The organism is Micromonospora sp. NPDC050686, assembly GCF_040654475.1.
In the GTDB taxonomy this organism is placed as follows: domain Bacteria; phylum Actinomycetota; class Actinomycetes; order Mycobacteriales; family Micromonosporaceae; genus Micromonospora.
Map to the genome: position 1 here is coordinate 1 of NZ_JBFAID010000089.1, position 14,591 is coordinate 14,591.

Consider the following 14,591-nt stretch of genomic DNA (forward strand, 5'->3'; position numbering starts at 1 on the left):
TGCCGGACGGGAGGAGGGTCAGCCTCGGGTATCAGCCAGCCATGCGCACACGCCGCAGGCGCCCGGCAGGTGAAGACCTGCGGGGCGCACAACGCCGACGGTGCCGAACATGGCGATCACGCTAGCTTCGAACGTCACTCGGGGCGATCGATATTCCTCAGGTCCGGTGCCGGCCGCGCCCGCGCCGATGCTGCGCTATGGTTGGTCGAGCAACCGAGCAGTGGAGTGATCGTGGCAGGTGACGACGACATCTCCGGGTGAGAGCCCGGCTCGGCCGCCGACGCGCGTGTGATCGCGCCGTCGCCGCGGCCCCTTTGTCGTCCCCTGCTTCGCACCGAGCGCCCATCCGCGCGGTCGGTCTCTCACTTCTCCGAGGTCTGTCATGTCCGACGGTTACATCGTCAGCTCTGCCCTGTCCTTCTCCTGGCCGGACGAGAGTCCGGTCTTCGCCGACCTGTCCTTCTCGGTGCCCGGCGGCCGCACCGGCCTGGTCGCCGCCAACGGCGCCGGTAAGACCACCCTGATCCGGCTGATCACCGGCGAGCTGCGCCCGACGTCCGGCTCGGTCACGGTGCACGGCGTGCTCGGCTACCTGCCACAGCACCTGCCGTTCACGGTCGACCAGACGGTCGCGGAGCTGCTGGGCGTGGACCGGGTCATCGCCGCGCTGCACGCGATCGAGGCCGGTGACGCCAGCGAGGAGCACTTCAACGTCGTCGGCGACGACTGGGACGTCGAGGAGCGCACCCGCGCCGAGCTGGACCGGCTCGGCCTGGGTGACCTTGCCCTGGACCGGCGGCTGGGCACCCTCAGCGGCGGCCAGGTGGTCTCCCTCGGCCTGGCCGCGCAACTGCTCAAACGCCCGGACGTGCTGTTGCTCGACGAGCCGTCGAACAACCTCGACCGGGACGCCCGGGACCGGCTGACGGCGGTGCTGCGCTCCTTCGCCGGCTGCCTGCTGGTGGTCAGCCACGACCGGGCGTTGCTGGACGAGATGGACCGTATCGCCGCCCTCGACCACGGCGAGATCCGCTGGTACGGCGGCAACTGGACCGAGTACGAGCAGGCCGTACGGGCCGAGCGGGAGGTCGCCGAGCGGCAGGTCCGCAACGCCGAGCAGGACCTCAAGCGGCAGAAGCGGGACATGCAGCAGGCCCGGGAGCGGGCCGCCCGCCGGGCCTCCAACGCCAACCGGAACCTCGCCAACGCCGGTCTGGCCCGGATCGTCGCCGGTGGCCTGAAGCGCGACGCCCAGGTGTCGGCCGGGCGGGCCGACGAGACCCACGCGGCCCGGGTCGGTGACGCCCAGGCCCGCCTGGACCAGGCCAGCCGCGCCGCCCGCCAGGACGACCGGATCGCCATCGAGCTGCCCGGCACCACCGTCCCGGCCGGCCGGACCGTGTTCACCGGCGAGCACCTGCAGGCCGAGTACCACGGGCGGCCGGTGTTCGCTGGCGCCGGCGTCGACCTGAGCATCCGGGGCCCGGAACGCATCGCGCTGACCGGCCCCAACGGCGCCGGGAAGTCCACGCTGCTGCGGCTGGTCACCGGCGACCAGGCGGCGACGTCCGGCACCGCCAGCCGCGCGGAGGGCCGGGTGGCGTACCTGTCCCAGCGGCTCGACCTGCTCGACCCGGCACGTACGGTCGCGGAGAACCTCGCCGCAGCCGCCCCGACCCTGCCCGATGCCGGGCGGATGAACCTGCTCGCCCGGTTCCTGTTCCGCGGCGACCGCGCCCACCTGCCGGTCGGTGTGCTCTCCGGTGGCGAACTGCTGCGGGCCACCCTGGCCTGCGTGCTGTTCGCCGAACCCGCCCCGCAGCTGCTGCTGCTCGACGAACCCACCAACAACCTGGACCTGGACAGCGTCGCCCAACTGGAGAGCGCGCTGACCGCGTACCGGGGAGCCCTGCTGGTGGTCAGCCACGACGAGCGGTTCCTGGCCGCGATCGGCGTCGACCGGTGGCTGCGGCTGTCCGACGGCCGGCTGACCGAGACCGGCGCGCCCGAGGCCGGCTGACCGCGGCGGCCGACTCCAGCACCACCTCGACGGGCGGCATGCCCCGGCCCTCGAAGGTGCCGGTGCTCAGGGCGAGGACCGGCACCGGGGGCACCACCACGTACCCGTCCTCGCGCAGCTGCGCGACGTTGCGCTGCACCGCGGGGCGCTCCCACATCGCCCGGTTCATCGAGGGCACCAGCACGACCGGCGCCGCGGCGGCGAGCAGGCAGGTGCTGACCAGGTTGTCGGCGATGCCCAGGACCGCCTTGGCTAGGGTGTTGGCGGTGGCCGGCAGGACCAGCACCAGGTCCGCCCAGGCCGCCAGGGCCAGGTGCGGCACGTCGGTGCTCGCCTCCTCGTCGACCAGGGCGGGGTGTCCGGTGAGGAGGGTGAACGAGCGGGCCGGCGCGAACGGGCGGCGGCGGGGGTGAGCATGACCCGTACGTCGAGTCCCAGCGCGTGCCGCATCACCATGATCGACTGGGGGAGGGTGAGCACGTCCGCCGAGCCGCAGGCGGCCACCAGGGCGCGCCGCAGCCGGGCGATCGCCCCGGGCCGGTCGGCCGGCGGCTCGGGCGGGGACTGCGGGTCGGGGGCGTAGGTCAGCACCGTCCCGCTGAACCCGGCGGCGAACTCGGCCGGGGTGAGCAGCCGCGGTCCGAGCGTCGGGTCGACCAGCCGGCCCCCGCGCTCGCCGACGTGGTCTACGTGCTGTCCGCCAACGCGTACGTGGCGGCGCAGTTGGGTGAGCGGGACGAGAGCCGGCGGCTGCTGCGCCAGCTGGTCGACGACCACGCCGGCGGCGACGGTGGGCAGCCCCGGGGCCTGCTGGCCGCCGACGCCGAACTGACCGCGGCCTGGCTGGCCGCCGCCGACGGTCAGTTCGCGACGGCCGTCGGCGCGCTGCGCGCGCTGCCCGGGCGGGTCGACCAGGCGACCACGATCACGGTGGAGTGCCTGCACCTGCTCTCCCGCCTGGAGCCCATCGCCGCCACCGCCGAACGGCTGGCGCGGGTCGCGGCCGAATGTGACAGCCCGCTGTTCGCGCTCTGGGCCGACTACGCCCACGCGCTCGCCGCCGACGACCCGGCCGCGCTCGAGCGGGTCGGCACCGCGTTGGAGGCCAGCGGATACCTGGCCCTCGGGCTGGAGGCGGTGATCGCCGCGGAGACGGCGTCCGGCCACCGCGGCGACCACCGCCGGGCGAACTTGCTGGCCCGCCGGGCCGACCTGCTGCGGGAACGGTGCGGCGGCTACCGAGGTGCGGGCCAGTGCTCCGCCCTTCAGGGCGGGGGTGAAAGCCCGCGCTGGGAGGGCCGTCAAGGCCCGAGCCGTGCCGTTGACCTGACGTCAGCAGACGGTGATAAGGTGATCACGTGCGGGGCGAAGGGTAGTTCCGGAAGCTCCAAGTGTCACGACCGACACAGCGTGACAACGTCGCCGCAGGGCTTGTGGAGACGGTAAACGCCTGTGGAGCGGACGTAAGACCAGGACTTGTCCCGGCTGGCCGCGGTGAAGCAGGAACCCGCCCGGGTGTTGCGCGTTCCGCGCGCAGCGCGGAGGGAATCCCTGCCATTTGTCGGCGGTGGAGGATGTCAATGGCCACCGTTGCGACCTCGGCCGAGCGGCCGGGACGAGCTCACCCCGCGGGAGCGGCAGATCTGCGAGCTGGCGGCCACGGGGCACGACAACGCGGCGATCGCCGCCGAGCTGGTGCTGTCGGTGCGTACTGTGGAGAACCACCTCCAACGGGCGTACGTCAAGCTCGGGCTGCGGGGACGGGCGGGCCTCGCCCAGGCCCTCGGATTTGCAGCGGGCGGGCTGACGATGAGTTTTCGATACGGGACGGGTCAACACTGCCATGACGACTACCCACACGCTTTCCACGGCCGAGGCCGACCTCGTCTACGACGTCCACGGCCCGCTGCCGACCGCCGACGGACGCCCACCGCTGTTCATGATCGGCCAGCCCATGGGCGCCAGCGGCTTCACCACCTTGGCGTCGCACTTCCCGGACCGCACCGTGGTGACCTACGACCCGCGCGGGCTCGGCCGCAGCCGGCGCACCGACGGCCGGACCGATCAGGACCCCGTGGTCCAGGCCGGTGACGTGCACGCGGTGATCGAGGCGCTCGGTGCCGGCCCGGTCGAGATGTTCGCCAGCAGCGGCGGCGCGGTAACCGCGCTCGCGCTGGTCGCGGCCCATCCCCACGACCTGACCGTCCTGGTGGCCCACGAGCCGCCGATCATTCCCGCGCTGCCCGACGCCGAGGCCGCCGAGCGCGCCCGCGGCGCCGTCCGGGACAGGTACGAGGCCAAGGGATCGAATGCCGGCATGGCCGCCTTCATCGCCATGACCTCGTGGCAGGGTGAGTTCACCGACGCCTACTTCGCCCAGCCCGCGCCCGACCCCGCCGCGTTCGGGATGCCGGGCGAGGACGACGGCCGCCGGGACGATCCGCTGCTCTCCGACCGGTCCTGGGCGGTCAGCAGCTACCGCCCCGACCTCGACGCGTTGGCCAAGGCGTCGACCCGCATCGTGATCGCCGTCGGTGAGGAGTCCACTGGGACCTTCACCGCCCGCACCGCGGCGGCCACCGCCGACCTGCTCGGCCAGCCGGCGACCGTCTTCCCGAGCCACCACGGCGGCTTCCTCGGCGGTGAGTTCGGCTATCCCGGCCAGCCCGAGGCGTTCGCCCGCAGGCTGCGCGAGGTCCTCGACACCGACGGCTGACGCCGCGCCTGCCGCCGTGCCGTCGATCGGCCGCGACGGTCACGGCCGGCGGTGGACGCCGCCGGTCATCATGGGGGCATGGGTCGCTGGCATCGCCCGTACTCACTCGACGTCAACACCGGCTTCGCGGTGCTGGGGCTGGTTGCGGTGGCCGGGGTCGGCACGTTCTTGCTGATCACGTATGTGCGGGACGGCATGCCGGCCCTGTTGGCGGTCCTCTTCGGGGGGTGGCTGACCGGTGCCGTCGCCGTCACGGCCCGACAGGCGATGCTCGGGGTCTACGTCAGTGACGTCGGCATCCGGTCCCGGCTCCTACTGCGTACGACGACGGTGTCCTGGGATGCGGTGTCGGACATTCGCAGCGGCACGGCCACCGTGGCGGGCCTGGACATGGGCCGTGACGCGATCATCATCGAACGATCCGACGGGGTGTCGATTCAAACTGCACTGCAGCGTGGGCACCTTTTCCGGCCGTTCAGGCCCGAGCTTGGCCGGCTGCCCACCTGGTCAGAGCATTACGACGAGATCCTGGCAACACTGCGGTCACACCACCGCGACGCGCAACGCCGCCGGCAGTCGCCGGCTCACCTGACGCAGCCCTCCGCCCGTACCCGGCCGACGGGCCCGTCCGCCGGAGCCGGACAGGCCCGCCCGGCCCGTGCTGCCTCCACCGCTGACCAGCGGCGCGACATCCACACGGTGACCCGGCAACACCAGCGTGGCGCCCTCACCGACGCCGAGTTCGCCGCGGAGCTCGCGAGGATCCACGACAGGTCACCGTAGGCGCGAGCGGGCCGGGTCGCCGCATCACGGACATGGGCCGCCCGCGCAGACGTCGACGACCCGGCCGGTGAGCAGGAACGTCGCCTTCTGTCGCTGCGCCGCGGGCTGGGCCCGGGGGAATTCGTGCGAGTCCGTGCCGTACTCGGAACCGGCCGGGGCGAGGTTCGTCGGTGGCGGCGCGTAGGCCGCGCCGCTGTTCCAGATCACGATCGCCGAGCCGGCGTACGGGTACCTCCGGATCGGCGCGATGCCCCAGTACGGCCGGACGTCGCGGGACCAGCCGTCGGCGAGGGCCGGGGTGTGCAGGCGGGCGCCGATGGTGCGCGCCTGCACCTCGGCCGTGGCGGGGGAGACCTGGTGGTCGCCGAAGGCCACGTGCATCAGCACCTGGTGCCGCGGGGTGCCCGGCAGCGGCCTGTCGGTCAGGTGTTGGGCGTACCCGTTGGCCTCCGCGCGGTCCCACAGCATCTGCAACAGCGCGAGGATCAGCTGCTGGTCGGCCCGGTCCGGGTAGTACCCGTCCATGATCGTCTGAAACGGGGCGAAGTCGACGCTGCGTTGCAGCAGCGTGGAGTAGTTCATCCCGGGCACGCCGAGCACGGACCGGGTCCAGTCCTGAGCGACGGCGGTGAGCGCGCCGCCGTTGATGCCACCCTGGCTGTTGCCGTCGTAGTGCAGCCCGCCCGCCACGTCGATCAGCGGTCGCCCGGCGGCGTCCCGGAACGCCGGGTCGGCGGCGAACCCGCGGGGGTGGACCATCGCCCGGCCCAGGAAGAGGAAGTTCAGGAAGCTCTGTTGCAGCCGGTCGGCCACGGCGGGGAAGGCGCTGAGGTCGGTGAAGGCGCCGGCCACGTACGGGACGTCGGCCTCGGCCATGCCGATCCAGCTGGTCGCGCAGAAGCTGAAGTTGTGGGTGCGGGACATGTCCTTGACGTTGCCGGCGTTGATCTCGGTCGGCCGGCCGAGCAGGCCGTGACCGTAGAGCGACAGGTGCGCCGGATCGGCGGCCGAGGCGCCGCGTGGGATGTTGCAGACGAAGTCGGCCCGCAGCGTGGTGCCCGACGGCGTGGGCCGGGCGTCCGCGCCGGCCGCCCGCCCGTCGCCGCCGGCCGGCCCGTAGTGCAGCCGGGATCCGGGCCCGCCGCTGCCGGTCAGGTAGGACGGTACGGCGATGCTGCCGCTCACCTGCCGGGCGATCCGCGGCTCCCGCTCGGGCGGGTAGTCGGTGACCTGGGTGACCGTGAAGCTCGGCGCGGCCCGGCCGAGGGTGGCGAACGCGTCGTCGCGGACGGCCAGCATCCGTCCGGTCAGGGCCTGCCGGCTGGCCACGGTGAAGTCCCAGGCCAGGTAGAGGTGGTGGCGCTTGACCCCGGCACTGGACAGGTCGGCAAGGATCCGCTTGAACCGCGGGGCGCCCCGCTCCGGTGGGTGGGCGCCGGCGCCGGTGACGTACGCCTGGAACGCCGCCGGTGGCGGGATCAGCGCCCCGGTGTCGTTCCGCATGCCGCGCAGGCCCACCACGTACCGGGTGCCCTCGGCCAGCGCGACCGCCGGCCGGATGATGAGCAGTTGCCGGTCGGGTTGCCCGGCGGCGTGGGCATCCAGCTCCGCCCAGTACGGTGTGCGCCGGCCGGTGGCGGTGTCGAGCAGCACGATCGGCGCGTCCGGCGCCAGCGAGCGGCCGATGTCGGTGACCGGGGCGATGCCGGTGGCGGCGGCGTCGAGGCCGGGCACGTGCACCAGGATCGGTGAGCCCGGGCTGAACCCGTCCTGCCGGTTCCACTCCGTCGGGTCGATCGGGGTGCCGTGCGCGTTGGTCGGCATCGAGGAGGCGGCGAGCCGGACCCGCCTGCCGGTGGGGCTGGCCGGGTCGGGCACGGTGAAGTGGTCGTTCGGGAAGGGCAGCAGGCAGGCCGTCGGGTCGATCGGGTCGCAGGCGCCCGGTGACACCTGGTGCGGCGGCCCGGTGGGCGGCCCCGCCGCGGCGGACGCGCCGAGCAGGACGGTTCCGGCGGTCAGCAGCGCCGGCAGGGCGAGACGGAGGCGTCCGGGGGTGGTCACAGGTACCTCCATCGGGGGTGGACGGAGCGGCCGGGTGCGGTGTGGGGACGTGAGGTCCTTCCTACGCTCGCGAGGGATTCTCGCGCAAGGGCTGGTGCGGATGCCGGTTCCGCGCGATTCGATTGATTGACATCTTTCGTTTGACGTATGACGTTGTTAACGCTAACTTCGCTCTCACGAGTCGTCCGGCGACCGGGAGCCTGATGACTCACCGGCACTTCTGCGCGCGGGCCGGTTTCGGGCCGGGGCTCGGCGCGCTTCCGGCGGTCAGGCACCGCCGGCGAACATCTCCGCACCACATTTCTCTGCCGACGCCACCACCGGACGCCGGCACACGCCTGGGCACGCGCGCGGGTTCGGCTCGCGGGTGTGGCCCCGATCGAAGGAGTGGACCATGAAGGCCATCGGTGAGGCCCGTCCCGCCTCTCCACCCCGCCACGGCTGGCGCTCAGTCCTGGCCGTGGCGGCCGCCGCGATCATGGCGGCGGGCACGCTCGTCGTGGCGAACACGGCGCCCGCGGCGGCGGCGACAGTGGACACCAGCGCCTGGTACGTGCTGGTGAACCGGAACAGCGGCAAGGCGTTGGACCTGTACGCGTCCGCCACCAACGACGGTGCCCGGATCAGCCAGTGGACCCGCAACAACGGCGCGAACCAGCAGTGGCAGTTCGTGGATTCCGGCGGCGGCTACTACCGGCTGAAGTCCCGGCACTCGGGCAAGGTGCTCGACGTGTACAACTTCTCGACCGCCGACGGCGGCGCGATCGTGCAGTGGTCCGACACCAACGGGACGAACCAGCAGTTCCGGCTGGCGGACTCCGACGGCGGTCACGTCCGGTTGGTCAGTCGGCACAGCGGCAAGGTCGTGGAGGTGCAGGGTGCCTCCACCGCGGATGGCGCGAACATCGTGCAGTACGCCGACTGGAACGGTGCCAACCAGCAGTGGCAGCTCGTCCGCGTCGACGGTGGTGGCCCCACCCCGCCGCCTTCGGGTGGCAGCGGGTGCGGCAAGGCCCCGACGCTGTCCAGCGGCACGCACACGATTCAGAGCAACGGCAAGAGCCGCCAGTTCATCCTGCGGATGCCGGCCAACTACAACAACAACAACCCGTACCGGTTGATCTTCGCGTTCCACTGGCGCGGCGGCACCATGCAGGAGATCTCCTCCGGCGGCACCAGCGGGACCGCCTGGTCCTACTACGGCCAGCAGGAGCAGTCGAACAACAGCGCGATCCTGGTCGCGCCGCAGGGCTTCGGCAACGGCTGGGCGAACAACGGCGGCGAGGACGTCACCTTCGTCGACGACATGATCAGGCGGATCGAGAGCGACCTGTGCGTCAACCCCAGGCAACGCTTCGCGCTCGGCTTCAGTTGGGGCGGCGGCATGAGCTACGCGCTGGCCTGTGCGCGGGCGGACGTCTTCCGGGCCGTCGCGGTGATCTCGGGGGCGCAGATCAGCGGGTGCAGCGGCGGTACCCAGCCCATCGCGTACTTCGGGCTGCACGGCATCACGGACAACGTCCTCAACATCAGCCAGGGACGTTCGTTGCGCGACACCTTTGTCCGGAACAACGGTTGCGCCTTCCAGAACCCGCCCGAGCCGGGCGCGGGCAGCCGTACGCACATCACCACGACCTACTCGGGCTGCCGGGCCGGGTACCCGGTGCAGTGGGCGGCGTTCGACAACGGGCACATGCCGGGCCCGGTGGACGGGACCTACGCCGAGAGTGGCATCACGACCTGGACCAAGGGCGAGATCTGGCGGTTCTTCGCGCAGTTCTCCTGACCTCGTCCGGACACGGCTGATGCCGGGGCCGGGCGACAGCCGCCACTTCCGCACCGGGGAGTGGCGGCTGGCCGGCCGGGTGGGGGAGAGGTCAGCGCTGCAGGCGGGTGGGCCTGCCCGAGCCGCCACGCCGGACCAGCCAGGCTTCGGTGATGTGGGTGAACATCGCCTCGGCGGCGCCGTCCGGGTCGTGGGCGGCGATCCGCTCGTAGATGTGTCGGTGCCCGCGGTTGGACGCCACGCACAGCGACCGCTCGGTCCGGCCCATGTACCGGGCCGTGTTGACGACCTGGCTCTCCAGCGCGCGTACGACACCGCGGGCGATGCGGTTTCCGGAGGCCTGCATGACGGTGTCGTGGAAGGCCCGGTCGTGCTCGTGGTAGGTGACGTGATCATCGACGAGCTCGTCCATCCGGTCCACCAGGGCGCGCAGGCGGTCGACGGTCTGCGGGTCGGCGACGCGGGCGGCGACGTTCGCCATGTCGGACTCCAGCAGCCGCCGGGTGACCACGAGATCGTCGAGGATGGCGAGGCCCTCGTCCTCGGCGATGGTGGCGGCGAGGACGAGTTCGTCGAGCATGTCCCACATCGACGGCGGGTTGACCATGGTCCCGGCGCCCTGGCGGACCTGCACCAGGCCCTTCTCCTGGAGGATCTTCACCGCCTCCCGGACGACGGTCCGGCTCACCGAGAAGGTCTCGCAAAGGATGGGTTCGGGAGGCAGGGCCGTCCCGGACGGGTGCACCCCGCGAACGATCCGCTCCACCAGCTCGGCGGTGACGGCGCGGGCGAGGTTGGTCGGTCGCCGTGTCCAGGCCGGGGCGGCCAGGGCATTCAGCGCCGTCTCCGGCGATGGCGTCATGTGCCCTCCGATCGGCTCGCCGTGGCGCGACGTCCGTGGTCAGTGTACGGGCGACCGTTGACGCCAAACATCATACGAGTTACCTTTCGATCTCATCCTGGTTGGACGGTCGAGCCGTCAGCCACTCCCTGCAGAGGTGAACAACGATGAAACAGCGAGCACTCTGGTCGGCGCTCCTCGTTGTGACACTGGCGATGACGGGCTGCGGAAGCGCAACCGGTTCGGACCCCTCGTCCGGCGGATCCGCGGGCAAGCTGGTGGTGTGGGACTGGAAGTCCGGTGACGCGTCCGCCGCCAGCTACCTCGAGAAGGCAAAGGCCGACTTCGCCAGGAAGCACCCGAAGGTGACGGTCGAGTTCGTCGCGCAACCGTTCGACCAGTACTACACGTTGCTCGGCGCGGCCCTCCAGTCCGGCAAGGGCCCCGACGTCATGCTGTTCAACGGCGGAGGCCAGATCCGTGACCGGGTGGACTCGCTGGTGCCCCTGGACGAATACCTGACCGCGGACCGGGAGCGGCTGGCCGGTTGGGACGCCTTCACCAAGGACGGCAAGGTCTACGCCGGCCCGGTGACACTCCAGGGCCACCCCATCTACTACAACAAGGCGCTCTACGAGAAGGCCGGCCTTGATCCGACGAGCCCGGCCACGACCTGGGCCGAGTTCGTCGCCGACTGCACCGCCATCGGCAAGGCCGGCGCCGCGTGCTTCGCCCTCGGCAACAAGGAGGGCGTCGGTATCCAGTTCTGGCTGTCGGCCCTGGGGTCCGCCGTCCTCACCGCACCGGAGTACGACGCCTGGATCGCCGGCCGGCGCGACTGGACCTCACCCCACGTGAAGCAGGTCTTCCAGCTCTGGAAGGAGGCCGGCGACGCCGGCTTGAACAACGAGGGGGCCAACTCGACCGCGATGTTCAACGATTCCTTCGCGCTGTTCCAGTCCGGCAAGGCCGCGCACGTCATCGGCCTGATGTCCGACGTGGGGCACTGGAAGGATTTCAACGAGTTCCTGACGGCCGACAAACTCGGCGTCATGAGGGCGCCCGTCGTCACCGCCGGCACCACCCCGAGCCTGCCGTATGACGGCGGCATCGGCTACGCGGTCGCGAAGTGGACGAAGGACCCGAAGGTCGCCGCCGACCTGGTGCGCTCGCTGACCTCGACCGACGCGCTCACGGCGTTCTACGCCGACGCCGGCGCGATCGCCGCCGACACCACCATCGACGTGTCGCAGGGCGGCCCCGCCGCCGCCGCGATCGTCTCCCAGATCAAGGGCGGCAAGCCCGCCCTGCACGTGGCGCTCTCCTCGAAGACCCTGGATCTGATGGGGCGGCTCTCCCAGCAACTGCTCAGCGGGTCGGTCACCATCGACGAGGCGGTGAAGCAGTTGGCCGCTTCCGACCAGGCTGGCTGATCCCGTGCCGATCGCAAACGCGCGACCGTCGGTCCGCCCGGCACCGCCCGGACGGACCGACGGGGTGACGGCCGGTCGCTCCGGCCGCCGTCGGGGTGCCCGCTCGCGGCCCCTCGCCGGCGGCTCGCGGGCCGAGCGTCTCGCCCCCTACGTCCTGGTCGCACCGGCCGTCCTGGTCATCGTGGTGCTGCGGCTGTATCCGCTGCTGCTCGGGGTCAACTTCTCCTTCACCGGTGACGGTCAGCGCAACGGGACGGCGGTCGGTCTCGACAACTACCTCGAACTGCTCGACGACCCGCTGTTCCGGACCGCGTTGGGCAACGTCGGGCTGCTGGTGCTGCTGCTTCCGGTGGCGGTGGCGATCCCGGGACTGCTCGCGACCTTCATCCATCTGCGGGTGCCCGGACACCGCTTCTACCGCGGCGTCTACTTCTTTCCCGCGGTGCTCTCACCGGTCATCGTCGGCGCGATCTTCAACCTCCTGCTCGCCGTCGACGGCCCGCTCAACGCCGTCCTCGGATCGGTCGGCCTCGGCCCGGTGGACTGGCTGGGGAACCCGGACGTCGCGATGTTCGTCGTGGTCGGCGTGCACATCTGGGCCACCTTCGGAATGGCGCTGGTGGTGTTCCTCGCCGGGTTCGCGACCCTGGACGCCGCGCTGCTGGACGCGGCCCGGGTGGACGGGGCGTCGCTGTTCCAGGTCATCCGGCACGTGATCGTCCCGGGCCTGTCCCGCACCATCGCGTTCGTCTTCGTGACCACGATGATCGGGATGCTGACCTCGATGTTCGGCCTGCTCTTCGTGATGACCAGCGGCGGCCCGGAGGGGTCCACCTACCTCCCGGAGTACTACATCTGGATCCAGCAGGGCCAGTTGAACCGGCCCGCCCTCGCCTCGGCCGCGTCGACGGCGCTCTTCGTGATCATGCTGGTCGTGGGACTGCTGCAGGTCAAGCTGCTCCAGCGGGCCGGAAGGGAGGACTGATGACCCGCGTCCGGCCGAGTTGGTGGCTGCTGGCCGTGCCGATGTCGCTGCTCGCGCTGGGGACGATCTACCCACTGCTGTTCACCGCGAACGTGGCGATGAAGACCCGGCGCGACTACGTCCTCGACCGGTTCTCCCTGACCGACGCCCTGCGCTTCGACAACATCGGCACGGCGTGGAACAGCGTCGGCATGGGCCGCTACTTCGTCAACTCCCTGATCGTGGTGACGGCGTCGGTGGTCCTGCTGCTGCTGCTCGGGTCGATGGCCGGCTTCGCCCTGAGCCAGCTTCGGTTCCGCGGCTCGTCGGCGCTGTTCCTGGGGTGCCTCGCCGGGCTCTTCGTGCCGTTTCAAGTGATCATGGTGCCGCTCGCCCGGATCATGGCCGACAGCGCCCTCATCGACACGTACCCCGGTCTGGTCCTCGTCTACGTGGCCCAGTTCCTGCCCTTCACCGTCTTTCTGATGACGAGCTACTACCGGGCCGTCCCGTCGGAGATCATCGACGCGGCCCGGATCGACGGCAACAGCGTGTACGGCGTGTACCGCCGGATCATGCTGCCGCTGGGCACCCCGGCCCTGCTGTCGGTCGGCATCCTCGACGTGCTGTTCTGCTGGAACGACGTCCTCATGTCGCTGGTGATGATGCCCTCGGCGGAGCACCGGACGCTCATGGTCGGGGTGACCTCGCTGCGCGGCCAGTACTCCGACGACATTCCCACCTTCGCCTCCGGAGTGCTGATCGCCGCGTTACCCGTCCTGGTGGTCTACCTCTTCCTCCAGCGTCAGATCGCCGACGGCGTCGCCGCCGGCTCCACGAAGGGCTGACATGCGGATCACCGGATATCGGACGCTCACCACCGTCCAGGAATGGGGACGGCCGGTCGGCGACGCCAACGGCGTCTTCACCGACGGGACGGTCGTGGTGCCGATCGTCATCGTCGACACCGACGAGGGCATCGCGGGATTCGGCATCGGGCCGCACGTCGAGATCGACCGGGTCTTCGCGGCCATCGACGGCGAGGATCCGCGCGCCGTGACCGCGCTCTACGACCGCATGCTGCGCCACACCTTCAAGGCGGGCCACGGGGGCGCGGTGTTCGGCACCATCGGCGCCCTCGACACCGCCCTGTGGGACATCAAGGCGCAGGCCGCCGACCAGCCGCTGTGGCGGCTGCTGGGCGGACGCGACCGGCTGGTCCCCGCGTACGCCTCCGGTCTCGACATCGCGCTGACCGACGACCAGCTCGTCGCGACGTACGACGCCTACGCCCGGCACGGGCTGCGGGCCGCCAAGCTCAAGGGCGGCCTCGACATCGAGCGGGACCGGCATCGCCTCCGGCTGGTCAAGGAGGTGCTGATCGAGGGCGGGCAGGGACAGCGCCCCGGTCTCATGCTCGACGTGAACGAGGCGTGGACCCGCAAGCAGGCCGTGCGGCACGTCTGCGAACTCGAACGCACCCTCGACCTGATCTGGATCGAGGAGCCCGTCCGGCGGTGGGACGCCGAGGGACTCGCCGCGGTCGGCCGGGGGGTACGCGCGTCCGTCGCCACCGGGGAGAACCTCACCGGGCTGGAGCAGTACCGTCCGCTGATCGCCGCCGGGGCGGTCGACATCGTGCAGACGGCCGCGGTCGGCGGAGTGACCCACTTCCTGCGGGTCGCCGCCCTGGCCCACGCCTACGACCTGCCGGTGAGCCCGATCGGCAACAGCCCGCTCGGGCTGCTGCACGCGGCGACGTCGGTGCCGAACCACCTGACCAGCGAGCTGCAGGACCTGCATCCGCCGGTCGGCGTCTCCGTCGACCTGCACGTCGCCGACGGCGCCTTCGTCCTCGGCGACTCGCCCGGGCTGGGTGTCCGGATCGACGAGGACCGGATCCGGTCGGGGGGGGGGGGGCCCGGCGGGGGGGGGCGGCGCGCCCCCCCCCCCCCCCCCCCCACCGCGGGCGGAGGGGGGGGGGGTA

General features: G+C 71.6%; 12 protein-coding genes and 1 pseudogene. 10 read left to right on the plus strand and 3 right to left on the minus strand.

Features of this window, described 5'->3' with window-relative positions:
- Positions 1-382 precede the first annotated feature (382 nt).
- A complete protein-coding gene (locus tag AB0H57_RS31280) occupies positions 383-2,020 on the plus strand; it encodes an ABC-F family ATP-binding cassette domain-containing protein (RefSeq protein WP_357512276.1) in 1,638 nt (545 codons plus the stop codon).
- Here the strand turns inward: AB0H57_RS31280 and AB0H57_RS31285 are convergent.
- Complete coding sequence (locus AB0H57_RS31285) at positions 1,920-2,516, minus strand: flavoprotein (RefSeq protein WP_357512287.1); 597 nt, start codon at positions 2,514-2,516, stop codon at positions 1,920-1,922. The genes AB0H57_RS31280 and AB0H57_RS31285 overlap by 101 nt on opposite strands.
- Here AB0H57_RS31285 and AB0H57_RS31290 point away from each other — a divergent pair.
- The 4 genes and pseudogenes from AB0H57_RS31290 (at position 2,462) to AB0H57_RS31305 (ending at position 5,519) form a co-directional block, all read left to right on the plus strand.
- On the plus strand, positions 2,462-3,466 hold the full coding sequence (locus AB0H57_RS31290) for a hypothetical protein (protein WP_357512277.1): 1,005 nt from the start codon (positions 2,462-2,464) through the stop codon (positions 3,464-3,466). The two genes, AB0H57_RS31285 and AB0H57_RS31290, sit on opposite strands and share 55 nt — an antisense overlap.
- A gap of 69 nt (positions 3,467-3,535) precedes the next feature.
- Positions 3,536-3,787: pseudogene (locus AB0H57_RS31295) on the plus strand (helix-turn-helix transcriptional regulator); the annotation flags it as partial.
- Positions 3,788-3,863: 76 nt separating this feature from the next.
- A complete protein-coding gene (locus tag AB0H57_RS31300; protein ID WP_357512278.1) occupies positions 3,864-4,736 on the plus strand; it encodes an alpha/beta hydrolase in 873 nt (290 codons plus the stop codon).
- Positions 4,737-4,787: 51 nt separating this feature from the next.
- Positions 4,788-5,519 carry a hypothetical protein gene (locus AB0H57_RS31305; RefSeq protein ID WP_357512279.1) on the plus strand — a complete coding sequence of 244 codons (732 nt, stop codon included), beginning with the start codon at positions 4,788-4,790 and terminating at the stop codon, positions 5,517-5,519.
- 24 nt (positions 5,520-5,543) lie between these two features.
- Here the strand turns inward: AB0H57_RS31305 and AB0H57_RS31310 are convergent, their stop codons facing one another.
- Positions 5,544-7,580, minus strand: coding sequence for a hypothetical protein (locus AB0H57_RS31310; RefSeq protein WP_357512280.1), 2,037 nt, complete (start codon positions 7,578-7,580; stop codon positions 5,544-5,546).
- A 394-nt stretch (positions 7,581-7,974) separates the two neighbouring features.
- Here AB0H57_RS31310 and AB0H57_RS31315 point away from each other — a divergent pair, with 394 nt between their 5' ends.
- Positions 7,975-9,366, plus strand: coding sequence for an RICIN domain-containing protein (locus AB0H57_RS31315; protein WP_357512281.1), 1,392 nt, complete (start codon positions 7,975-7,977; stop codon positions 9,364-9,366).
- A 91-nt stretch (positions 9,367-9,457) separates the two neighbouring features.
- On the opposite strand, the gene AB0H57_RS31320 is transcribed toward AB0H57_RS31315, so the two are convergent.
- Positions 9,458-10,228, minus strand: coding sequence for a FadR/GntR family transcriptional regulator (locus AB0H57_RS31320; protein WP_357512282.1), 771 nt, complete (start codon positions 10,226-10,228; stop codon positions 9,458-9,460).
- 146 nt (positions 10,229-10,374) lie between these two features.
- Between AB0H57_RS31320 and AB0H57_RS31325 the strand changes: the two genes are divergently transcribed.
- The 4 genes from AB0H57_RS31325 to AB0H57_RS31340 form a co-directional block, all read left to right on the plus strand.
- Positions 10,375-11,640 (plus strand): extracellular solute-binding protein, encoded by a 1,266-nt coding sequence (locus AB0H57_RS31325; protein ID WP_357512283.1) that lies wholly within the window; start codon positions 10,375-10,377, stop codon positions 11,638-11,640.
- 64 nt (positions 11,641-11,704) lie between these two features.
- The gene (locus AB0H57_RS31330; protein WP_357512284.1) at positions 11,705-12,625 is read left to right on the plus strand and encodes a sugar ABC transporter permease; all 921 of its coding nucleotides are present in this window, start codon (positions 11,705-11,707) and stop codon (positions 12,623-12,625) included.
- Positions 12,625-13,452 carry a carbohydrate ABC transporter permease gene (locus AB0H57_RS31335; protein WP_357512285.1) on the plus strand — a complete coding sequence of 276 codons (828 nt, stop codon included), beginning with the start codon at positions 12,625-12,627 and terminating at the stop codon, positions 13,450-13,452. Before AB0H57_RS31330 ends, AB0H57_RS31335 begins: the two co-directional genes overlap by 1 nt.
- A 1-nt stretch (position 13,453) precedes the next feature.
- The coding region (locus tag AB0H57_RS31340; RefSeq protein ID WP_357512286.1) for a mandelate racemase/muconate lactonizing enzyme family protein at positions 13,454-14,591 on the plus strand (1,138 nt) is incomplete at its 3' end.